The organism is Streptomyces hainanensis, assembly GCF_004348415.1.
GTDB lineage: Bacteria > Actinomycetota > Actinomycetes > Streptomycetales > Streptomycetaceae > Streptomyces > Streptomyces hainanensis.
This window is the reverse complement of the sequence record NZ_SMKI01000019.1, coordinates 1-21,345: the sequence shown is the minus strand read 5'-3', so window position 1 is coordinate 21,345 and position 21,345 is coordinate 1. Positions and strand designations below refer to the sequence as shown.

Below are 21,345 nucleotides of genomic sequence, written 5' to 3'. Positions count from 1 at the left end.
CCGCTACCCGTCCCGGCGCCGGTCGCGGACCTCGGGGAGGCGCCGGAAACCGGCCGACGCGTAGGCGGCGACGCCCGCGACGTTGGAGCTCGGGGTGCAGACCAGCGCGCTCGACGCGCCGAGCTCCCGGAGCGCCGCCGCCGCGGCCAGGCAGATCGCCGTGCCGTGGCCGTGGCCTCGGTGCTCCCGGTGCACGCCCATCGGTTCGACCAGCCCCGGCCGCCCCGGCCCCGCCGACCACACCGTCACGGCCGCCACCGCTTCCCCCCGGCCGTCGTGGGCGACCAGACACCTGGCGTCCGCGTAGGCCGGGCCGGCCGCCATCGCGTGCCAGCGCTCGTCCGTGAACGTCGACCCGTCGAACGCCGCCCGCTGGACGGCGGCCCGCACGTGCGCCCGCTCGGGTGCGATCACCTCGATCCGCACGCCCGGGTCCGCCACCGGCTCCCCGAGATCGCGGCGCAGCGGCGTCCACGGCTCGTCGGTCCCCCAGCCGGCGTCGCGCAGCAACTCCTGGACCAGCGCGTCCGCGGGCGCCTCGACGTACGCCCTCCCCGGCGGCAGGACCCCGCGCGCCGGCTCCGACAGGTCCTCGACCAACCGCCGCGCCAACTCCGCGTCCCGCCGGGCGTCCGGCGCCGTCGTGAGCCGCAACAGCCCAGGGCCGTCGAGCAGTCCGACGGCGAGCAGCCGCCCGCGCCGGCGCCAGGTCCTGACCGCCGCGGCCGTCGCCGCCGCGCCCGACCGCCAGAACCAGCCGAGATCGCCCGGATGCAGTTGCGTCGGTGCCCCGTCGTCCTGCCACTCCCGCAGCGCGGCCACCGCCTCGCCGAGACCGTCCACGCCCGGGGTGCCCGTCTCCATCGCCATGTCCCGATCACACACCACCGCGCCGAGGTCCCGCACCCGGTTTTCGGCGGCCAGAAGCCGTCCTGCGCGGCTGGTTCACGGCCGACGGATCCGTCGCTACTCTGCAAGAAGTTTCGCAAGTTCTTGCACGGCAGCACTCCACCCCCCACCGGCCTGCCAGTTGGCAAGGAGAGCCGCTCCGACATGAGACCCCGACACCGGAAACACCCGATCCTGGCCCTGCTCGCCGTCGTCCTGGCCCTCACCGCCAGCCCCGTCGCGGCCGGCGAGCCCGTCCAGGCCAGCTCCACCGCGACCGTCAGCTACTACACGGCGTCCAGGAACTGGAGCGCCCACTACCTGCACTACGCCCCGGACGGCGGCGCGTGGACCACCGTGCCGGGGGTGCGGATGGCCGAGGCGTGCCCCGGCTGGGTACAGCGGACCGTGGACCTCGGCACCGCGTCCGGCCTCCAGGCCACCTTCAACAACGGCGCCGGCACCTGGGACAACAACAACGGCGCCAACTACCGCCTCGGCACGGGCGACATCACCGTCCGGGACGGCGTCGTCTCGACCGGCGACCCCTGCGCCGATTACGTGCCCGACACCGAACCGCCCACCACCCCCGGCGGGTTGACGGTCCGCGTCGAGGGCACCGGCGTCGTGCTCGGCTGGGAGCCGGCCACCGACGACGTCGGCGTGACCGGCTACCGGATCACCCGCACCGGCGGGAGCCGCGGCGACCGCACCGCCGACACCGGTTCCACCGTCTGGTCCGAGCAGGGCCTGGAGGAGCGCACCGCGTACGCGTACCAGGTCACCGCCCGCGACGCCGCCGGCAACCTCTCGGCGCCCTCCGCCGCCGTCACCGTCACCACCGGCGACGCGCCGCCCGCGGCCGAGCCCGGCGAGCCGCTGGGCACCGACCCCCGCCAGGATCCGATCTACTTCGTCCTCACCGCCCGCTTCTTCGACGGCGACAGCGCCAACAACCGGGGCGGCAGCCAGCACGAGCGCTCCGGCAACGCCAACTACGACGACCCCATGTTCCGCGGCGACTTCAAGGGGCTGATCGAGCGGCTCGACTACATCAAGGCCCTCGGCTTCTCCGCCGTCTGGATCACCCCGGTCGTCCTCAACCGCTCCGACTACGACTACCACGGCTACCACGGCTGGGACTTCTACCAGGTCGATCCGCGCCTGGAGTCCACCGGCGCCACCTACCAGGACCTGATCAACGCCGCCCACGCGATGGGCATGAAGATCTACCAGGACGTGGTCTACAACCACAGCTCCCGCTGGGGCGCCAACGGCCTCTACACACCCACCGTCTACGGCGTCCAGGACGAGCAGTGGGACTGGTACTACGACACCCCCGAGGCCGGGCGCGCCTACGACCCCCTCGACGAGGACGAGAACGGCCGCCCCTACAACGGCGACCTGTGGTCGACCGGGGAGCCGGCCGGCAACGGGTGCCCCAACTGGGGCACACCCACCGGCGGTCGCAGCCCCGAGGGCTACACGCTCTACAACTGCCAGTGGCCCGCCCCCACCAACTCCCTCTTCCCCGCCGACACCTACCACCGCTGCTGGATCGGCAACTGGGAGGGCGAGGACTCCAGAAGCTGCTGGCTCCACGAGGACCTGGCCGACCTGAACACCGAGAACGCCCGCGTCCAGCAGCACCTGATCGGCGCCTACAACCGGTTCATCGACATGGGCGTCGACGGCTTCCGGCTCGACACGGCCGTGCACATACCACGCGTCATGTGGACCCGGCACTTCCTGCCCGCGATGTACGACCGCGTCGAGGAACGGTTCGGCGCCGAACGGGCCGAGAACTTCTTCGTCTTCGGCGAGGTCGCCGCCTTCGTCAACGACAAGTGGAACCGCGGCTCGGTCAACCACTCGGCACAGTTCTTCACCTGGCAGCCGCGCCGCGACTACAGCCCCGACGACGCCACCGCCGTGCTGGAGGAGTACACCGAGGAACAGGCCATCGGCCCGGCCGGCCAGCCCACCACCGACAACGCCTTCCTGCGCGGCAACAGCTACCACGCCCCGGACCGCGACCGGTTCTCCGGGATGAACATCATCGACATGCGGATGCACATGAACTTCGGGGACGCGCCCAACGCGTTCCACAACGGCCGTGACTCCGACGACTCCACCAACGACGCGACCTTCAACGTCGTCTACGTCGACAGCCACGACTACGGCCCCAACAAGTCGGGCAACCGCTACGCCGGCGGCACCGACGCCTGGGCCGAGAACATGTCGCTGATGTGGACGTTCCGCGGCATCCCCACCCTCTACTACGGCTCGGAGATCGAGTTCCAGGCCGGGCAGCGGATCGACTGCGGCCCCAGCTGCCCCCTGGCCACCACCGGCCGCGCCTACTACGGCGACCACGTGGCGGGGGAGTTGACGGTCACCGACTTCGGCGAGGTCGCCGAGGCCAGCGGACCGGTCGCCGAGACGCTGCGGCAGCCGCTGGTCCGGCACGTGCAGCGGCTCAACCAGATCAGAAGGGAGATCCCGGCCCTCCAGATGGGCCAGTACTCGACGGAGGGCGTCAGCGGCGACATGGCCTTCAAACGCCGCTACACCGACCAGGCCACCGGAGTCGACAGCTTCGCCCTGGTCACCGTCTCCGGCGGCGCCACCTTCACCGGCGTCCCCAACGGCACCTACGTCGACGCCGTCACCGGCGACACCCGGCAGGTCACCGCCGGCACCCTCAGCGTGCCGGCGCCGGGCAAGGGCAACCTCCGCGTCTACGTCCTCGACCTCGGCGGCCCCAACACCGCCCCGGGCCGCATCGGCGAGGCGGGCCCCTACCTGCGGTGACGCGACGACGCGACGACGCGACGACGCTGCGCTGGCTGCCCGACGGTCCGGCCACCGGTGTTCGGGGCCCGGCCCCGGCCGGCGCCGCGCCTCCGGCGGGGCGGGGGCCAACGGCGGCCTGCGGCCGCCGTGCCGCTTCCGCCGGCGCGGCGAAGCCGTGCGCCTCCGGCGGAGTCCGGGGCACGGCCCCTGGCGGGGCCGTGCGCAGCGCCGTAGCCGGCCCCGCCGCTGCGCGGGCGGAGCCGGCGGCACGACGTGGCGCCGTGCGCCCCCGGCGGAGGCCGGGGCGCCGCCCCGTTCCCGGCCGGGGGCGCCGCCCCGTTCCCGCCCCGTTCCCGGCCGGTGGCCCGGCCCGTTCCCGGCCGGTGGCCCGGCCCGTTCCCGGCCCGGTGGCCCGGCCCGGTGGCCCGGCCCGGTGGCCCGGCCCGGTGGCCCGGCCTGACGGCCCGGCCTCATGGCCGGGGCCGGGGCCAGGGTCTCCGGGCCGGCTCCGGGGCGGCTTCGGCGGGACCTGGGCCCTGTTCAGGGCCGATGGGCCCTGACGTGGCCCCGGGCCTCGTCCCGGGGCGGTACCCCCGATCTCGACGCCGGACCGATCCGGGCCTCCGGCCCGTCGGTTCGCCTGCGGCGGAGCCCGGGCCTCCTGCCCGGGCCCGGGGCGGTGCCCCGGCCTCACGGCCGGTGGTCTGCGCCGAGAACGACGTGGGGTCCGTCGCCGGGGCGCCTTCGCCCCGGACCCGCCGGACGGTCCGAGGCGCCGCCCTGGACAACGTCCTCGCCACCGGCGGGGTTGGCGCCAGCCCGGCCTCCGGCAGCCGGCCGGCGCCGGGAGGGACGTGGGGTCCTTCGGGGGGCGGCGGCTACGCCCGTCCCGCCGGAGGCGCGGCCGGGGCCCGCCTCCGCCCCGGCTCGCGCAGGGGTTGCGGCGGCCCGCGGCCTCCGGCCCGCCGGAGGCGTGGCCGGGGCCTGACCTTCGGCGCCACGGCCCTCCGGCCTCCGCACCGATTCTCCCGGCGGGGTCCGGGGCAATGCCCCGGCTTGGTCGCGGGCCCCGGGCCCGCCGGGCCCCGCCTTCGGCGGGCCGGGCGGGCGGCGCTCCGGCCGACCGCCCGCTCGGCCGGGGATACATTGGCCCGCATGGGTTATGACGCGGATGTCATCGTGATCGGCGCCGGCCTCGCCGGGCTGGTCGCCGTGGCCGAACTGACCGAGGCCGGGCGCAGGGTGATCCTGCTCGACCAGGAGCCGGAGGCGTCCCTCGGGGGCCAGGCGCACTGGTCGTTCGGCGGCCTCTTCCTCGTCGACTCCCCCGAGCAGCGGCGCCTCGGCATCCGCGACAGCCACGAACTCGCGCTCCGCGACTGGCTCGCCACCGCCGGCTTCGACCGTGGCGAGGACCGCTGGCCGCGCCGCTGGGCGGAGGCGTACGTGGAGTTCGCCGCCGGCGAGAAGCGCGCCTGGCTGCGCGAGCGCGGCATCAAGATCTTTCCCGTCGTCGGCTGGGCCGAGCGCGGCGGCGGCGACGACAGCGGTCGCGGCAACTCGGTGCCCCGCTTCCACATCACCTGGGGGACGGGGCCCGGCGTCCTCGAACCGTTCGTCGGGCGGCTGCGTGCCGCCGAGGAACGCGGCCTGGTCGAAACCCGGTTCCGGCACCGCGTCACCGGCCTCGGCCGCACCGGCGGCGTCGTCGACACCGTCACCGGCGAGGTGCTGACGCCCAGTTCGGCGCCGCGCGGCACGGCCAGCTCGCGTGAGGCGGCCGGCACCTTCGAGCTGCGCGCCCAGGCCGTGATCGTCACCTCGGGCGGCATCGGCGGCAACGGGGACCTGGTCCGCGCCAACTGGCCGGAGCGGCTCGGCACTCCGCCGGAGCGGATGCTGACCGGCGTGCCCGCGCACGTGGACGGCCTGATGCTGGGCGTCGCCGAACGCGCCGGCGGCCGGCTGATCAACCGTGACCGGATGTGGCACTACACCGAGGGCATCGCCAACTGGGACCCGGTCTGGGCCGGTCACGGCATCCGCGTCCTGCCCGGCCCCTCCTCGCTCTGGCTGGACCCGGCCGGTCGCCGGCTGCCCGCCGAGCACGTACCGGGCGCCGACACCCTCGGCGCGCTCGAACACATCAGGGGGGCCGGGCACGAGTACACCTGGTTCGTGCTCAGCCGGCGGGTGATCGAGAAGGAGTTCGCGCTCTCCGGCTCGGAGCAGAACCCCGACCTCACCGGAAAGCGCGTGCTCGAGGTGCTGGGCCGGATCCGCTCCGGCATCCCGGGCCCGGTGCGGGCGTTCCTCGACCGGGGCGCCGACTTCGTCGTCGCCGACGACGTCGCGGAGCTGGCCCGCGGCATGAACCGGGTGACGGGCACGGAGCTGATCGACGCGGCCGCGCTGCGGCGCGTGATCGAGACCAGGGACCGGGAGATCACCGCGGACGAAGGCCGGGACCCGCAGGCCGTGGTGATCCGCCGGGCCCGTGGCTTCCGCGGCGAGCGGCTGGCCCGGGTGGCGCCGCCGCACGCGCTCCTCGACCCCAAGGCCGGGCCGCTGATCGCCGCCCGGCTCTCCGTCCTCACCCGCAAGACCCTGGGCGGGCTCGAGACCGACCTGTCGTCCCGGGTCATGACGGCCGCCGGCGAGCCGCTGCCCGGCGTGTACGCGGCCGGCGAGGCCGCCGGGTTCGGCGGCGGCGGGGTGCACGGCTACCGCTCGCTGGAGGGCACGTTCCTCGGCGGCTGCCTCTTCTCGGGGCGTGCCGCCGGACGTGCCGCGGCCCGGGCCGTGTAGCGCGCGGAGGCGCGCTCACCGGACCCGGGCCGCGGCGGAGCGGAGGCGCGGGGTCAGCCGCGGGCCGTCGGCTGGTCGGCCAGCGCCGGCACGTCGACGTCGTCCGGCGTGCCGGGATCGGTCCCGTTCGCCGGCCCCTCGCCGTTCCCGTTGGCGTGGCCGTTCGCGTCGCCGTTGCCGTTGCCCGGGCCGATGCGCAGCTCGAAGTCGCCGTCGTAGCGCTGGTGTCCGGCCATCACGGCCATCTCCACGGCCTCGACGCCCTTCTCCTCACGCAGGATCAGCGAGTCGTGCCGCAGGTCGCGCATCAGCGCCCAACAGAGCCCGACCATCACCAGGGTGAACGGCACGGCCGCCAGGATCGTCAGGTTCTGGAGGCCGTCGAGCGCCGTCGAACCGCCGCCGCCGATCATCAGCATCACCGCGGCCACCGCGCCGGTCAGCGCGCCCCAGAAGACGACGACCAGCCGGCTCGGCTCCAGCGTGCCGCGCTGCGACAGGGTGCCCATCACGATGGACGCCGCGTCCGCGCCGGACACGAAGAAGATCCCGACCAGCACCATCACCAGCAGCGCCGTGACGCTGGCCGCCGGGTACTCCTGGAGCACCGCGAACAGCTGGCCCTCCGTGGTGGCCTGCTCGGTCAGGCCCGCGCCCTGCGACTCCAGGCGCATGCCGGTGCCGCCGAAGATCGCGAACCAGATCAGGCTGACCACGCTCGGCACCAGGATGACGCCGCCGACGAACTGCCGGATGGTCCGGCCCCGGCTGATCCGCGCGATGAACATGCCGACGAACGGCGTCCACGAGATCCACCAGGCCCAGTAGAAGACCGTCCAGCCGGACAGCCAGTCGCCGACGCCCTCGCCGCCGCTGGCCTCGGTGCGCGCCGCCATCTGCGGCAGGTCCCCGATGAACGTGCCGAGTGAGGACGGGATCAGGTCCAGGATCAGCACCGTCGGGCCGGCCACGAACAGGAAGACCACCAGCACGACGGCCAGCACCATGTTGATGTTGGACAGCCACTGGATGCCCTTGGCCACGCCGGACACGGCGGACAGCACGAACGCCGCGGTCAGGCCGGCGATCACCAGCACCAGCAGCCCGGTGCCGACGTCGCTCATCCAGCCGAGCTCCTCGATGCCGCTGCCGATCTGCAACGCGCCGAGACCCAGCGAGGCGGCCGAGCCGAACAGCGTCGCGATGATCGCCAGGATGTCGATGACCCGGCCCCACGAGCCGTTGGCCCGCTTCTCGCCGATCAGCGGCGTGAACACGGCGCTGATCGTCTGCCGCCTGCCACGCCGGTAGACGCTGTACGCGATGGCCAGGCCGACCACGGCGTAGATCGCCCAGGGGTGCAGCGTCCAGTGGAAGAGCGTGGTGGACAGCGCGGTGGTCATCCGCTCGCCGTCGTCCGCCGGCGAGGTGCCGGGCGGCGCCGTGGCGTAGTGCGCCAGGGGCTCGCTCACACCCCAGAACATCAGGCCGATGCCCATGCCGGCGCTGAACATCATCGCGATCCACGAGATCGTCCGGAACTCCGGCTTCTCGCCCTCCTTGCCCAAGGTGATCCGCCCGTACCGGCTCATCGCCAGCCAGAGCGCGAACACCACGAACCCGGAAGCCGCGAGCACGAAGCCCCAGCCGGCGTGGTGGATGATCGCGCCGAGCGCGTCTCCCGACGCCTCGGCGAGCGAGTCCGAGGACGCCGCTCCCCAGACGATGAAGGCCAACGTCAGCACGGCTGCGACGCCGAACACCACCGGATCCGTCCGTGGTTTCGTCAGCGACAGCCGAGAGGGTCTGTCCGTTGTCGTCACCGAACCGTGTTTATCGCTTGGCACGCCGTACAACCTTCCTTTCCACCCGGTCTCGTGGCTGGTCAGCCGTTGTAGCTGTACCGGGCAACAATCTGCATGGGCGGGCGGCTACCCGGTTTCGCACCAACCATGCCACGCGGATAAAACGCGTTGACCAGCGATATTCACGGAGTGTGGAGAGGGCTTCGGCGGAGCGGAGTCGGATGGGGTGGCGAAAAATGTCACAATTCTTATCTGTTCCTTACACGGAGGCGTCCGACCGTCGACGCACCGTGAACGCCGCCCGCCGCTACGTCGCGGGCAGCACGCGCCCCAGGAAGCCGCGCACGTAGCCCGCGACGGCGTCGAGGTGGCTCTCCAGCGCGAAGTGCCCCGACTCCAGGAGGTGCACCTCCGCGTCCGGCAGGTCGCGGAGGAACGCCCGGGCTCCCTCGGGGCCGAAGATCTCGTCGCCCGCGCCCCAGACGGCGAGCAGCGGCACCTGGCTGGACCTGAAGTACTCGTGCAGCCCCGGGTAGCCGGCCACGTTGCTCGGATAGTCGCGGAAGAGCCGCAGCTGGATCTCGTCGTTGCCCGGCCGGTCGAGGAGCGCCTGGTCGAGGGTCCAGGCGTCGGGGCTGACCAGGCTCGGGTCGGCGACGCCGTTCAGGTACTGCCACCGGGTGATCTCCGGCGTCAGGGCGCCGCGCACCCCCGGCTCGGTGTCGGGGCCGGGCGACTCGGCGTAGGCGAAGAGCCCGTCCCAGAACGACCTGACGAAGCCGTCCTCGTAGGCGTTGCCGTTCTGGCTGACGACGGCCGTCACCCGGTCGGGCGCCCGGGTGGCCAGCCGCCAGCCGATCGGCGCCCCGTAGTCCTGCACGTACATCGCGAACCGGCCGACGCCCAGTCGTCCGAGAAGCGCCTCGGTCACGTCCGTCAGCGCGTCGAAGGTGTAGGGGAAGTCGTCGGGCGCCGGCATCGACGAGTAGCCGAAGCCGATGTGGTCGGGCGCGATCACCCGGTAGCGGTCGGCCAGGGCCGGGATCAGGTTCCGGAACATGTGCGAGCTGCTCGGGAAGCCGTGCAGCAGCACGACCGCCGGGGCCTCGGCAGGGCCGGCCTCCCGGCAGAAGACGTCCAGTCCTTCGATCTCCACGGTGCGGTGGTGCACGACCGGAGCCATGGCCGACCTCCAGGGACTCGGGCGGAACGCTCGGTCCCCTCATCGTCACCCCGGCGGGCCCGTCCCGCATCGCCGGCGGTGCCCACCGGGAGGGGGCGGCGAGGTGCCGCCGGGCGTCCGGCGCGCGCCGGACCCGACGAGGGGGCCGGCGGCCACGCCGACCCCCCGACGCCGGTCCGCCTACTGGCGGTCGCCGGCTACGCCGCGCGGTGGTGGTGTTCGTCGGCGACCGACTCCCGGTACTCCAGGGCGTAGGCGAGCTTGCCGGGCTTGTCGTCCGTGATCGGCCGGCTCAGCTTCTCCCACTCGCCGTCGTCCTCGGGCTCGCCGTCGTTCCACTCGGCCAGCCGGCCCAGCTCGGCGGCGGTGCGCCCGCCCGCGACGACGGTGTCCGGGTCGAGCGCGACCATGTCCTCGGACACCTGACGCACCAGCGCGAGGTAGGTGTCGAAGTCGGCCAGGTCGTAGTCGTCCAGGTCGTAGTTCTCCCGGACCCAGCTGGCCCAGTAGAACTCCAGGAACTCGGTGGCGTCGTCCGGCTGGGCGTAGCCGATGTCCCGGGTGAAGTAGACCAGCGCGCGGTACGGGTCCTCACCGAGGCTGCGCAGCCCGATGTGCCGGGACAGCCGGTTCGCGGTGATGGGCCGGTTGTCGCCGTCCCGCAGCCACACCCAGTTCTGCGCCTGCATCTCCCGCCAGAACGCCGGCATGCTCAGGTCGCTGAGGTTGTCCACGACCCGGACCCGGATCCGGGTGTCGGAGCCGCCGCCCTGAGCTTCCCAGAAGGAGGTGAACGTGTGGTGCCCGTCGGTGAGGTAGAGCTTGCCGCCGGGACCGATGACCACGGTCTTCATGACGGCTATGGAGTCCTCGGTCTCCTCGCCCAGCGGGATGGTGCACGAGAAGGTGCGCGCGTCGTCGAGGCGCGAGCGGGAGGTGACCTCGTCGGCCTCACCCTGGCCGTTGGCCTCGCACCAGTCGTCGAAGGCCTTGTCGGGCTCGGCGGCGTAGCGGCCGAGCTTGTAGTAGATCTGGTCGTAGCCGATGGCCGGCTGGGTGGGCCGCAGTTCGGCCAGCGAGACGGTGATGAGGTCGCCGGCCTGCGGGCCGCGACCACGTGCCTCGGCCGTGCCGGCACCGGCGACGCCCACCACACCGACGAGCGCGGCCGTCGCCAGCCACGCGCCTCGCCGCCTGGTTTGTCCTGTGTTCTTCACGCGGGGCATCGTGACGGTCCCCGGTGACGGAAAGGTGAACCAGGCACGACAAGTGGAGGTTGGCACTCCGCGGGCCGGTCGGCCGCCGGGGCCGGGAGGACGGTCACAGCGCCCGACGTGGAAAGGCACGACGACATGCGCGCAGTCCGGTACCACGAGTACGGCGGTGTGGAGACCCTCGTGGTCGAGCAGGTGCCGGACCCACACCCCGGGCCCGGCGAGATCCGCGTCCGCGCCGCGGCGTCGACCTCGCGCTCCTCGCCGAAGCGGCCGAACCCGGCCGGCAGGGCCGCTGCACGCCGCGCGTCGAGCGGGTCTACCCGCTCGAACGGACCGCGGAGGCGCACGCGTACGCCGAGCGCGGACACACGCGGGGGAAGATCGTGGTCCGCCTGAAGTGCTCCAAGTGCCCACCGGCGGGCCGCCTATGCTCCGGGCATGCAGGAGACACGTCTCGACACCGCCCGGATCAGGGCGGCCCGCCGGGTGATCGACCCGGTGTTCCTCGACACACCGCTGTACCGCTGCGAGGCGTTGGAGCCCGACCTCGGGTGCGAGGTGAGCATCAAGCTCGAAACGGCGAACCCCGTCCGCTGCTTCAAGGGCCGCGGCACCGAGCTCGTCACCAGCCTGCTCGCCGACAACGGCTCACGCGCCGCGGTGTGCGCCAGCGCCGGCAACCTCGGCCAGGCCCTCGCCTGGTCCGGCCGCCGCCGGGGCCTCGACATCACCGTCGTGGCGTCGCGCCACGCGACCGCGGCCAAGCTCGATCGCATCCGCGCGTTGGACGCCAAGCTGGAACTGGTCGACGGCGACCACGAGTTGGCCCGCGAGCGGGCCGCGGCCATCGCGCACCGCGACGGCCTCCGGCTGGTCGAGGACAGCCTGGACATCGAGACCTGCGAGGGCGCGGCGACCATCGGCCTGGAACTGGTCGACGCCGCGCCGTCGTTCGACGCCGTCCTGATCGCGCTCGGCGGCGGCGCGCTGGCCACCGGCGTGGGTCATGTGGTGAAGGCCCTGGCGCCCGAGGCCGAGGTGATCTGCGTCCAGCCGTTGGGCGCCCCGGCGATGACGCGCTCGTGGCGCGAGCGGCGCGTCGTCACCACCGACACGACCGACACCATCGCGGACGGCGTCGCCGGCCGGCGCCCCATCCCCGCCGTCCTGGACGACCTTCTGCTGGTCGCCGACGACGCGGTCCTGGTGCGGGAGTCGTCGATCATCGCCGGCATGCGGATGCTCCACGACCACGCCGGCCTCATCGCCGAACCGTCGGCCGCGCTCGGCATCGCGGCGATCCTGGAGGACCGCGACCGCTTCGCCGACCGCCACGTGGTCACCATCCTCTGCGGCAGCAACGTCGACGGGGACGCGTACCGTCGTTGGACCGCTTAGGGCCTGTGTGATGTCGTGATCCATCGGCTCCTTGCAAGAGGTCTGCGATCACGGTGGAGATCGGCGTCGTGAGTGACGGGACGGCCGGGCGCGGATCCTGTCCAGCACGGGGATGAACAGGGGGCTGTCCGCGGCCTGCCCGGCGGTCAGGACTTCGTCCGCGCCGTCACCTTGTGCCGTCGGAGGAACGCGTCGACGAGCCCGTCGGTGAACTCGTGGCTGATCGGTTCGTCGGTCACCAGCACGCGGTAGTAGAGAGGGCCTACGAGCTGGTCCGTCTCGGCCGCCATGTCGAGGTCCGCGGGCAGCTGGCCCCTGTCCACGGCCCGCTCCAACGGCAGGCGGTCGCGGCGGCGTTGCCCGTCGAGGTATCGGGACCGGAAGTCCTGGGCGAACACCGGATCGTGCTGCGCCTGGGCGATCAGCGCCTTGAAGACGGCGCCGGGGTCGGACTCACTGAGGAACCACGCCAGTCGGCGCAGATAGTCGCGCAGGTCGAGGGCGATGTCGCCGGAATCGGGAGCCGTGAGGTCCTCGGTCGCGTCCTGGAGGAAGGCGTCCATCAGGACGTCGGTCTTACTCTTCCACCAGCGGTAGATGGTCTGCTTGGCCACGCCGGCCCGTGCGGCGATGCCCTCCATCGTGACGCCCGCGAAACCCTTCTCGACGAGCAGGCCGTCGGCCACCCGCAGTACCGCCAGCCGGGCCTGTTCGCTGCGTCCGTGCCGGTTGCCGTGGTGACGCCGCGCCGATCCGCCGGTGCCGCTCGCCTCGGCGGCGTTTGCCACAGGTGCCATTTCGCCTCCCGTCGGTCAGAGTATCGCCCCTAGGCGTGACGCAACGTTGCGTCTACTCTAGCTCTCATGACACACACCCACACGCTTGCCGACCCCCGCATCGAGGTAGCCCTCGGCCGGATGTTCGAGCGAGCCGAGCAGGACGACGTCACCGCCGCGCGCGTCAGTGCGCAGCTGCCCGGCGGGTTCGAGCCGCTGACACCCCAGGAGCGGGCCGACGCCGTGGCGGAGGTCTACATGCCGATCTCCGCCAGAGGCGGGGAACTGCTGTACAACCTGGTCCGGGCCGTCCGCCCGGCCACGGTCGTCGAGTTCGGCATGTCCTTCGGGATCTCCACGCTGTACCTGGCCGCGGCCGTTCGGGACAACGGCACCGGACGCGTCATCACCACGGAACTCAGCAAGGACAAAATCGCCGCGACCCGCCGGACCTTCGCCGAGACCGGCCTGGACGACCTGATCACCGTGCTGGAGGGAGACGCCCGCGACACCCTCCGCGGCCTCGACGACCCCGCTGACTTCGTCCTGCTGGACGGCTGGAAAGAGCTGTGCCTGCCCGCCCTGCGGCTTCTCGAGCCGCGTCTGCGTCCCGGCACACTCGTCGTGGCCGACGACGTCGACCTGAGCAGTCTGCGGCCGTACCTCGACTACGTACGCGACCCGGCGAACGGATACCAGAGCGTCACGTTCCCCGTCGAGGACGGCATGGAGATCAGCTGCCGCCTCTGAGCGGCGCGGCGAAGCACGCCCGGCCGGATCGAGACGAACTACGACAGATGCCCGACCAGGCTCCGCCAAGCCGCCGCCGACACGGCGAGCGCGCCCCCGGCGCGGTTCTTCGAGTCCCGGACATGCACGGTGGCCGCCGGACAGGCGGCCACCTCGACGCAGTCGCCTGGCTCGCTGCCGCTGCGGCTGGACTTGCGCCATTCCAGGGCGACTTCGAGGCACTCGCCCCCCTGGTTGCCGCTGTAGCTGCTCTTGAACCACACGAGGGAGGAACGACTCATAGTTCGCGGATCATCTCCTCGATCAGCCGGCGGGAATCAGCTTCGTTGAGCGCCTGAGTGCGGATCATGCCATACCTCACCTGGAATTGGCTGACCTGCTTCCTGCTGTCGATGACATGGCCGATGTCGGGGCCTTCGACGTAGGCGACCCATTCCTGGCTCGCAGTTTCCATCAAAGTGAAGGGGCCGTCCATCCCCGGGTGGGCGCCGTGGGACAGGGGCATTACCTGTACCGAGGCATTGCGCATGGCCGAGACGTCCAGCAGGCGGCCCAGTTGGGCCTTCATCACGGCTGGTCCACCGATTGGCTGCCGCAGAACCGATTCCAGGATGACCTGGGAAAGGTTGACCGCCGGCTTTCGAGTCAGCAGCTCCTGGCGATCCAGCCGTGCCTGTACTCGACGCTCCACCTCTTCGTCGTCCAGGGTGGGTGCATAAGCGCTGAGCACGGAGTGTGCGTACTCACGGGTTTGCAGCAGGCCGTGTACGGCGTTCGTCGTGTACGACCACAGGCTGACCGCCTCGCCCTCCCGCTCGGCGTACTCGCCGAACCAGTCCGGGTGCCGCTGCTCCCGCAGCCGAGTTGCCGTCGGTTCCAACACGCCCGGCAGGGCGAGCAGTTTCTCGATCTCGTCGATGAACTCCGGGCTGGCGTTGCGCTCGCCGCGTTCGATCTTCTCCAGCATGGACTCGGAGTAGCCGACGATCAGCGCCGCCTGCCCCGGCGTCACGTCGTTGAACTCGCGGAGCGCCCGCAGGAGTGCGCCGAACACCTGTCGACCGTCCAGGCTCTGATTCTTCTTCACGGCCATTTCGCCCTCCCGAGGTTTCACACAGCCGCACACACCGGTAACGAACCCCGGCACACGCTGTGGTGTCGCCTCGTCACCTCTGGTCACGCTAGACGTCCGGCGAAACCATGGACGGCATGATCGGCGAAAATGAACTCGAACCGGTGGCGTCCCCCTACCGTCCCGACTGGGTGCCCCGTGTCGGCACGACGCTCCGCATGGTCGGCGTCGTCTTCGACGCCGTGCGGATCGTTGGGGAACAGGGGCCGGCCGTGGCGGACGTCCTCGGGGAGCGGACCGGACACCGGGCCGGGCCCATCGTGTTCCAGGCGATCGGCGAGCCCCGCACGTACTTCCTCGTCCCGCCCGGCTCGGTGCGCCGCTACCGGTGGTCGTTCCCGGCCGAGGCGTTCTGTCGGAGCGACGAGCGGTACTCGTACGTCGGCGTGCCGTCGCTGCAAGGCGACCGCCGCACGTGGCCGTTGCTCTGGCGGTCGCGGCCGACCGAGGCCGCGCCGTTCGTGGACGTCAACCTGCTGAACACGCTCATTGGTTCGGGTCCGCTGGCAGGATGACGCAATGATCCTCCTCGTGCCCGTGGTCCTGCTCACCGCCGTCGTGCTGGTCGTTTTCTGCCTGGTCCGCTGTCTCAGAGTCGCGCTACCCGGGCAGAGACGACATTGGTCCGGCTGGCGCCGGGTGGTCGTCGCCGGCGCCTGGGGGTGCGGGGCCGTCGCCACGGCGTCCTACTCGCTCGGGGTCATGGTCCTGATGTTGACCGTGGCCACGGCGCGGGACGGCGGCGCGGACTCGGCTCCGTTCCCGCCCGACCATCCGTGCCGGTCCCAGTTCGACGGGGCGATCGACTACCAGGTCCGCTTCACCACCCTGAGGACCGTGTGCGAGATGGAGGACGGGACCCGGCGGGCCGCGGACGACGTGCCGCAGGCGGTGCGGGGGACGGCCGCGGCGTCGGTCGCCGGGGCCGCCGTCCTGGCGGGGATCGCGTTGACCGGCCGGCCCCCTCAGGCAACCGACCGGAGCTGAGGCGGGCCCGCTGTGGTTGGGTGGGTGGCATGAGTTCGCTGATTCGACACATCACCATAGACTCCGCCGACCCCTACACGTTGGCCACCTTCTGGGCCGAGGTGTTGAAGGGCACGATCGCCGACAACGACTTCCCGGGCGACGAGGAGGTCCTGGTCACCACGGCGGGCGGCACGTTGCTCTTCATCCGGGTCGACGAAGGTAAGACGGTGAAGAACCGGGTCCACCTGGACCTCGAGCCCCAGGACCTCACCAGGGACGAGGAGGTCGACCGGCTGCTCGCCCTCGGGGCCACGCTCCAGGGCGACCACCGCAGTCCGGACGGCAGGGGCTGGGTGACGCTGTACGACCCCGAGGGCAACGAGCTCTGCGTCGAACGGGGCGTGGTGGATCGGTCTGCCTCGTGAGGAACTCCGCGATCCGCGCGTGGTCTCAGAGGCAGTAGCCGCCGGAGACCTCGATGTTCTGGGCGGTGATCCAGCGGCTCTCGGGGGAGACGAGGGTGGCGATCACCGCTCCGACGTCGTCGGGTTCGCCGACCCGGCCGAGCGCCGTCTTCGCGGCGAGGGTCGGGATCACCTCGGGGAAGCGGGTGAAGGCGTCGTCGCCGAGGCGGGTGCGGGTGGGCCCCGGGGAGACCGCGTTGACGCGGATGCCGCGGGTGCTGAACTCCTTGGCCATGAACCGGGTCAGCACGTCCAGGCCGCCCTTCATCGACGCGTAGGCCGCGTAGCCGGGCTCCGGACTGGCCGCCCCCGCCGAGCTGCTGCTGGTGTTGACGACGGCCCCGCCGTCCGCGATCAGGGGCAGCAGCTTCTGCGTCAGGAAGAACGGGCCCTTCAGCAGGGTCCGCATGAGGGCGTCGAACGTCTCCTCGGTGGTCTCCTCGATCAGTGAGGCCCGCGAGAAGCCGGCGTTGTTGACCAGGTAGTCGAAGGTGTCGCGCTGCCAGGTGTCACGCAGGGCGTCGGTCACCGCGTCGCGGAAGGCCGGGAAGGTGCCGGTCTCGCCGACGTCCAGCGGCAGTGCGACGGCGGTGCCGCCGTCCTCCCTGATGGCGTCCGCCGTCTCCAGCCCGCCCCGCCGGTTGGTGCCGTAGGTGAGGATGACCCCGGTTCCGCGCCTGGCGATCTCGATCGCGGCGCTCCTTCCGATGCCGGAGCTGGCGCCGGTGACGACGGCGACGTTCATGGTGTTCCTCCAGGGGTGGTCGTCCGCGAGTGGATGCCTTCCATTCAACCGACGTGACCTGCGGAAACGTTAGAACGATGCTCTCGCCTCCTTGCGCGATCCTCTCGTCTACGGGATCAGTGCCGCAGACAGGGCCGCAGACGGTGCTGCAATGGAGGGCATGCACCTCGAAGAGCTCCGCGCCCTGCTGGCCCGGCACGCCAGGCCCGACTGGACCACCGCCGTCGACGGCGTCCTCGTCTCCAGGGTCGACCGAGCGGATCCGCCGGCGCCCTCGACGTCCGGCACGGTGCTCGCCGTCATCGCGCAGGGCGCCAAACGCCTGGCGCTGGGGGACAGGGTCTACGAGTACGGCCCCGGGCAGTACCTGGTCGCGTCCGTCGACCTGCCCGTCACGGGACAGTTCACCCGGGCCCGTCCCGAGGAGCCGGCCCTCGGCTTCGGACTGGTGCTGGAACCGACCGCCGTCGCCGAGCTGCTGCTCCAGGCCGGCCCCGGCGACAGCCCGCGCGCCGGCGGGGGCACTCCGCCCGGGATGGCCGTCAGCGACGCGCCGGACGCGCTGCTCGACGCGGTGGTCAGGTTGCTGCGCCTGCTCGACGAACCCCGCGACCGGACCGTGCTGGCACCACTGGTCAAACGCGAGATCCTGTGGCGCCTGATCACCGGCGAGCAGGGCGCGACGGTCCGCCAGCTGGGCCTGCCGGACAGCGGCCTCAGCCACATCTCACGGGCCGTGCGCTGGATCCGCGAGCACTACGCCGAGCCCTTCCGCGTCGAGGACGTGGCCCGCGTCTCCGGCATGAGCGTCTCCGCCTTCCACCGGAACTTCCAGACCGTGACCGCCATGAGCCCCATCCAGTTCCAGAAACAGATCCGGCTGCAGGAGGCCCGGCTGCTGCTCGCCACCCACCCGGGCGACGTCACCGGCGTCGGCCAACGCGTCGGCTACGACAACCCCTCACAGTTCAGCCGCGAGTACCGCCGCCAGTTCGGCACACCCCCCAGCCGGGACGCCGTCCAACTGCGCCACACCGTGCGCACCGCGGCGGGCGCCCTCACCTGAGCCCGCGGGTCACGCCGGCCACGAAGCGGCAGCGGGCGGACCTGCCGCGTCCGGAGAACTCGTCGCCGGTGGCGAGCCCTGGTGGGGGAGGGAGACCGTGACGGTCAGGCCGCCGCCGGCGCGTGGCTCCGCCGTGACGGTGCCGGCGTGGGCGTCGGCGATGGCCCGGACGATGGACAGGCCGAGCCCCGCGCTCCGGCCGGAGACGACCTGGTCCGGGCCGCCGAGGCGGCGGAAGGGCTCGAAGAGGCCGGGCACGTCGTAGGGCGGGATCGTCTGCCCGGTGTTGGTCACCTCGATCTCCACCGTGCCGTCCGCCGCCGTGCGGCTGGCGACCCGGACCCAGCCGTCGCCGTCTTCCGTGTTGTGGCGAACGGCGTTCTCGACCAGGTTGTGGACCAGCCGTTCGAGCAGCAGCGCGTCGCCCGTCATCGGCGCGGGAGCGGCGGACTCGTGGACGGCGACCTCGGCCCTGGCCGCCTCGTGGGCGGTCCCCGCCACCACGTGCGTGACGACGTCGGCGAGGTCGACGGGGGAGTGGTCGTGGTGTTCGTGCTCGGCGCGCGCCAGCATGAGGAGGCCGGCGATGAGGCGTTCGTGGCGGGCGTTGATCTCCAGCAGGCTCTCGCCGAGCCGGCGGACGTCGGGGGAGGCCGTCGCGCGGTGCATGGCCAGCTCGACGAGGGCACGGCTGAGCGTCAGCGGGGTGCGCAACTCGTGGGAGGCGTTGGCCACGAAGTGGCGCTGGCCGTCGAAGGCGCGGTCCAGGCGTTCGAGCATGGTGTCGAAGGTGTCGGCCAGCTCTCGCACCTCGTGGTAGGAGCCGCTCAGCGCGACCCGCTCGCGCAGGGTGCCGCTGTCGGCGATCCGCCGGGCTGTGTCGGTGACCCGGCGCAGCGGCGCCAGGAGCCGGCCCGCCACCAGCCAGCCGCAGCCGACCGCCACCCCGCCGACGACGACCAGCGCGATCGCGCCCTGGGTGAGCAGCGAGGCGGTGGCGTCGCTGGTGGCCACCACCGGCTGGGCCGGGGTGGCGACGGAGGTGGCGCCGTCCGTGGCGGCGGTGTCGGGTTCCGGCGCCGACCAGGACGAGCGCGCGAGTTGGTTGTCGAACAGCAGGTAGGTGACACCGAGCAGCGCGAGGCCGGCGACGAGGAACAAGCCGCCGTTGACCAGGGTGAGCCGCGCCCGCATCGTGGGGCGGGCGAGTGGCCGGCCGGTCACGGGATCTGGTAGCCGACGCCGGGCACCGTCCGGACGATCGGTGGATCGCCCAGTTTCCGGCGCAGCTTGAGGATGGTGAAGCGCACCGAGCCGGTGAACGGGTCGATGTGCTCGTCCCACGCCTTCTCCAGCAGCTGCTCGGCCGAGACGACCGCGCCGTCGGCGCGCAGCAGTTCGGTGAGGACGGCGAACTCCTTGCGGGACAGCGGGACATACCGGTTGTCCCGGAAGACCTCCCGGCGGGCCGGGTCCAGGGTGATGCCGCCCCGGCGCAGCACCGGCGGTACGGCGGGGCGCGAGCGGCGGCCCAACGCCTGGACGCGGGCGGCCAGTTCGGCGAAGGCGAACGGTTTGGGCAGGTAGTCGTCCGCGCCGAGCGACAGGCCGGCGACCCGGTCGCCGATCTCGGCGGCGGCCGTCAGCATCAGCACCCGGGCCGTCGCCTTCGACGCGACCAGCCGCCGGCAGACCTCGTCCCCGTGCATCCTGGGCAGATCCCGGTCCAGGACGACCACGTCGTAGTCGTTGGTCGCGATCCGCTCCCAGCCCGCGGCGCCGTCCAGCGCGACGTCCACCGCGTGCGCCTCGCCGCGCAGCCACTCAGCTGTCGCGTCCGCCAGGACGCGCTCGTCTTCCACCACCAGCACCCGCATGGCACCTGATGCTGGCAGGGAGGCCGTTGGCCGGGCGTTAGCGTCCGCGCCAACGCTCCCGCAACAGCCCGTCGGCTTGCATCACTTCCCACGGTGACGACGAGGAAGAGGTGCTTTCCGATGCGACGACGCCTACGTGGCGCGATGGTGGCGGTTCCGCTGGCGTTCGGCCCGGCCCTGGTGGGGTGCGGGTCCGACGGCGGTGCCGAACGGGACGACGACGTGCCCTCGGTCGACGGCGGGGAGGCGCCGTCCGGCGACGGCGGCTCCACGGCGGAACAGGACCCGGCGGAAGGGCGGTTGGCGTTCGCCCGGTGCATGCGGGAGAACGGTGTCGACATGCCGGACCCCCGGCCGGGCGAGGAGGCCGAGGCGCTCGACGCCACCGATCTCGACGAGGAGACGATGAACCGGGCCATGGAGGCGTGCCGGGACCGGATGCCGGGGGGCGGCGGGGACCTGGGCGGGCTCGGGAGCGCCACCTCGGAGGACCTGCTGCAGTTCGCCCAGTGCATGCGGGACGCCGGGTTCACCGACTTCCCCGACCCGCAGGAGCGGGGCCTGGCCATCCCCGAGGACATCATGCGGGACTCCCGCTTCCCCGAGGCGCAGCAGGACTGCCAGACCGAGTTCCTGCCCGGCGCCGACCTGACCGTGGAGCAGCCCTGATGCCTGGCACGCGCGAGACACGGCACCGGCGTGGGCGCGGCCGGGGCACCAGGTGGGCCGCGGTCGTCCTGCTGGCCGGCGCCACCGGGACGGCCGCCCTGGTCGCGGCCCGCCCGTGGCAGGGCGAGGACGGCGCGACCGGCGGCCAGGACCCCGAACCGCCGGCCACCGCCGAGGTCACCAGGGAGACGCTGGACGACACGCGGGAGGTCGAGGGGGAACTCGGCCACGGCCCCACCAGCACGGTGGCGAACCGGCTGCCGGGCACCATCACCTGGCTGCCGGAGAGCGGAGCCGAGATCGGCCGCGGCGAGACGCTGTTCCGGGTCGACGACCGCCCCGTGCCGCTGCTGCACGGCTCCGTCCCGGCCCACCGCGACCTGGCGGAGGGCGTCGACGACGGCCCGGACGTCGAACAGTTGGAGCGGAACCTCGCCGAACTCGGTTACCCGGGCTTCACGGTGGACGAGGAGTTCACCGACAGGACGGCCGCGGCGGTCCGCGACTGGCAGGAGGACCTCGGCCTGCCCGGGACGGGGGCCGTCGAGCTGGGCCGGGTGGTGTTCGCACCCGGCGACGTGCGGGTGGACGGGCTGCTCGCGGAGATCGGCCGGCCGGCGGTCGACGGCACCGAGGTGTTCACCCGCACCGGCACCAGCAAGCTGGTGACCATGCGACTGGAGGTGTCCGACCGGCTGTTGGCGGAGCCGGGCACCCAGGTCTCGGTCGGCCTGCCCGGCGGCGGGGCCGCGGCGGGCGAGATCGGCGAGGTCTTCACCGTGATCGTCCCGGACGGCGAGGG

Annotated in this window: 20 protein-coding genes and 2 pseudogenes; 12 read left to right on the top strand and 10 right to left on the bottom strand. The window is 72.6% G+C overall.

What is annotated here, in order from left to right; translation table 11 throughout:
* Positions 1-3 precede the first annotated feature (3 nt).
* Positions 4-870 (bottom strand): GNAT family N-acetyltransferase, encoded by an 867-nt coding sequence (locus E1283_RS03145; protein WP_132816296.1) that lies wholly within the window; start codon positions 868-870, stop codon positions 4-6.
* Between the two features lie 183 nt (positions 871-1,053).
* Between E1283_RS03145 and E1283_RS03140 the strand changes: the two genes are divergently transcribed.
* Complete coding sequence (locus tag E1283_RS03140; RefSeq protein WP_132816295.1) at positions 1,054-3,702, top strand: alpha-amylase family glycosyl hydrolase; 2,649 nt, start codon at positions 1,054-1,056, stop codon at positions 3,700-3,702.
* A 1,137-nt stretch (positions 3,703-4,839) separates the two neighbouring features.
* A complete protein-coding gene (locus E1283_RS03135) occupies positions 4,840-6,492 on the top strand; it encodes an FAD-binding dehydrogenase (RefSeq protein ID WP_132816294.1) in 1,653 nt (550 codons plus the stop codon).
* 53 nt (positions 6,493-6,545) lie between these two features.
* On the opposite strand, the gene E1283_RS03130 is transcribed toward E1283_RS03135, so the two are convergent.
* The 3 genes from E1283_RS03130 to E1283_RS03120 all read right to left on the bottom strand — a co-directional run bounded on the left by E1283_RS03130 (position 6,546) and on the right by E1283_RS03120 (position 10,697).
* A complete protein-coding gene (locus E1283_RS03130; RefSeq protein ID WP_243744569.1) occupies positions 6,546-8,315 on the bottom strand; it encodes a BCCT family transporter in 1,770 nt (589 codons plus the stop codon).
* Positions 8,316-8,604: 289 nt separating this feature from the next.
* Positions 8,605-9,480: an alpha/beta fold hydrolase gene (locus E1283_RS03125; RefSeq protein ID WP_132816292.1), complete on the bottom strand. Its 876-nt coding sequence runs from the start codon at positions 9,478-9,480 to the stop codon at positions 8,605-8,607.
* 197 nt (positions 9,481-9,677) lie between these two features.
* Positions 9,678-10,697 carry a ParB/Srx family N-terminal domain-containing protein gene (locus E1283_RS03120; RefSeq protein ID WP_243744568.1) on the bottom strand — a complete coding sequence of 340 codons (1,020 nt, stop codon included), beginning with the start codon at positions 10,695-10,697 and terminating at the stop codon, positions 9,678-9,680.
* A gap of 117 nt (positions 10,698-10,814) precedes the next feature.
* Here E1283_RS03120 and E1283_RS39805 point away from each other — a divergent pair.
* From E1283_RS39805 to E1283_RS03105, 3 genes and pseudogenes are all read left to right on the top strand, one after another.
* Positions 10,815-10,943: pseudogene (locus E1283_RS39805) on the top strand (NADP-dependent oxidoreductase); the annotation flags it as partial.
* Positions 10,943-11,092, top strand: a pseudogene (locus tag E1283_RS03110) (zinc-binding dehydrogenase); the annotation flags it as partial. The pseudogenes E1283_RS39805 and E1283_RS03110, both read left to right, overlap by 1 nt.
* 43 nt (positions 11,093-11,135) lie before the next feature.
* Complete coding sequence (locus E1283_RS03105; RefSeq protein ID WP_132816290.1) at positions 11,136-12,095, top strand: threonine ammonia-lyase; 960 nt, start codon at positions 11,136-11,138, stop codon at positions 12,093-12,095.
* Between the two features lie 146 nt (positions 12,096-12,241).
* Here the strand turns inward: E1283_RS03105 and E1283_RS03100 are convergent, their stop codons facing one another.
* On the bottom strand, positions 12,242-12,892 hold the full coding sequence (locus E1283_RS03100) for a TetR/AcrR family transcriptional regulator (RefSeq protein WP_132816289.1): 651 nt from the start codon (positions 12,890-12,892) through the stop codon (positions 12,242-12,244).
* A 66-nt stretch (positions 12,893-12,958) separates the two neighbouring features.
* On the opposite strand from E1283_RS03100, the gene E1283_RS03095 reads away from it, so the two are divergent.
* The gene (locus E1283_RS03095; RefSeq protein WP_132816288.1) at positions 12,959-13,621 is read left to right on the top strand and encodes an O-methyltransferase; all 663 of its coding nucleotides are present in this window, start codon (positions 12,959-12,961) and stop codon (positions 13,619-13,621) included.
* Between the two features lie 38 nt (positions 13,622-13,659).
* Here the strand turns inward: E1283_RS03095 and E1283_RS03090 are convergent, their stop codons facing one another.
* Both E1283_RS03090 and E1283_RS03085 read right to left on the bottom strand, forming a co-directional pair.
* Complete coding sequence (locus E1283_RS03090; RefSeq protein ID WP_132816287.1) at positions 13,660-13,902, bottom strand: DUF397 domain-containing protein; 243 nt, start codon at positions 13,900-13,902, stop codon at positions 13,660-13,662.
* Positions 13,899-14,714 carry a helix-turn-helix domain-containing protein gene (locus E1283_RS03085; RefSeq protein WP_132816286.1) on the bottom strand — a complete coding sequence of 272 codons (816 nt, stop codon included), beginning with the start codon at positions 14,712-14,714 and terminating at the stop codon, positions 13,899-13,901. The genes E1283_RS03090 and E1283_RS03085 overlap by 4 nt, the downstream gene beginning before the upstream one ends.
* 116 nt (positions 14,715-14,830) lie before the next feature.
* Here E1283_RS03085 and E1283_RS03080 point away from each other — a divergent pair, with 116 nt between their 5' ends.
* Genes E1283_RS03080 through E1283_RS03070 form a run of 3 tightly spaced genes read left to right on the top strand, consistent with a single transcriptional unit; the run spans position 14,831 to position 16,147 of the window.
* Positions 14,831-15,268 (top strand): hypothetical protein, encoded by a 438-nt coding sequence (locus tag E1283_RS03080; RefSeq protein WP_132816285.1) that lies wholly within the window; start codon positions 14,831-14,833, stop codon positions 15,266-15,268.
* 4 nt (positions 15,269-15,272) lie between these two features.
* On the top strand, positions 15,273-15,740 hold the full coding sequence (locus E1283_RS03075) for a hypothetical protein (protein WP_132816284.1): 468 nt from the start codon (positions 15,273-15,275) through the stop codon (positions 15,738-15,740).
* 29 nt (positions 15,741-15,769) lie between these two features.
* Positions 15,770-16,147, top strand: coding sequence for a VOC family protein (locus tag E1283_RS03070; protein ID WP_132816283.1), 378 nt, complete (start codon positions 15,770-15,772; stop codon positions 16,145-16,147).
* Positions 16,148-16,172: 25 nt separating this feature from the next.
* Here E1283_RS03070 and E1283_RS03065 read toward each other — a convergent pair whose 3' ends face one another.
* Positions 16,173-16,931, bottom strand: a complete 759-nt coding sequence (locus tag E1283_RS03065; RefSeq protein ID WP_132816282.1) for an SDR family NAD(P)-dependent oxidoreductase — start codon at positions 16,929-16,931, stop codon at positions 16,173-16,175.
* A gap of 160 nt (positions 16,932-17,091) precedes the next feature.
* On the opposite strand from E1283_RS03065, the gene E1283_RS03060 reads away from it, so the two are divergent.
* Positions 17,092-17,997, top strand: a complete 906-nt coding sequence (locus E1283_RS03060) for an AraC family transcriptional regulator (RefSeq protein ID WP_132816281.1) — start codon at positions 17,092-17,094, stop codon at positions 17,995-17,997.
* A gap of 9 nt (positions 17,998-18,006) precedes the next feature.
* On the opposite strand, the gene E1283_RS03055 is transcribed toward E1283_RS03060, so the two are convergent.
* Positions 18,007-19,221, bottom strand: a complete 1,215-nt coding sequence (locus tag E1283_RS03055; RefSeq protein WP_243744567.1) for a sensor histidine kinase — start codon at positions 19,219-19,221, stop codon at positions 18,007-18,009.
* A complete protein-coding gene (locus tag E1283_RS03050) occupies positions 19,218-19,874 on the bottom strand; it encodes a response regulator transcription factor (RefSeq protein WP_132816280.1) in 657 nt (218 codons plus the stop codon). The genes E1283_RS03055 and E1283_RS03050 overlap by 4 nt, the downstream gene beginning before the upstream one ends.
* A 120-nt stretch (positions 19,875-19,994) precedes the next feature.
* On the opposite strand from E1283_RS03050, the gene E1283_RS03045 reads away from it, so the two are divergent.
* Complete coding sequence (locus tag E1283_RS03045; protein WP_132816279.1) at positions 19,995-20,543, top strand: hypothetical protein; 549 nt, start codon at positions 19,995-19,997, stop codon at positions 20,541-20,543.
* On the top strand, positions 20,543-21,345 hold an 803-nt coding region (locus E1283_RS03040; protein WP_132816277.1), incomplete at its 3' end, for a peptidoglycan-binding domain-containing protein. The genes E1283_RS03045 and E1283_RS03040, both read left to right, overlap by 1 nt.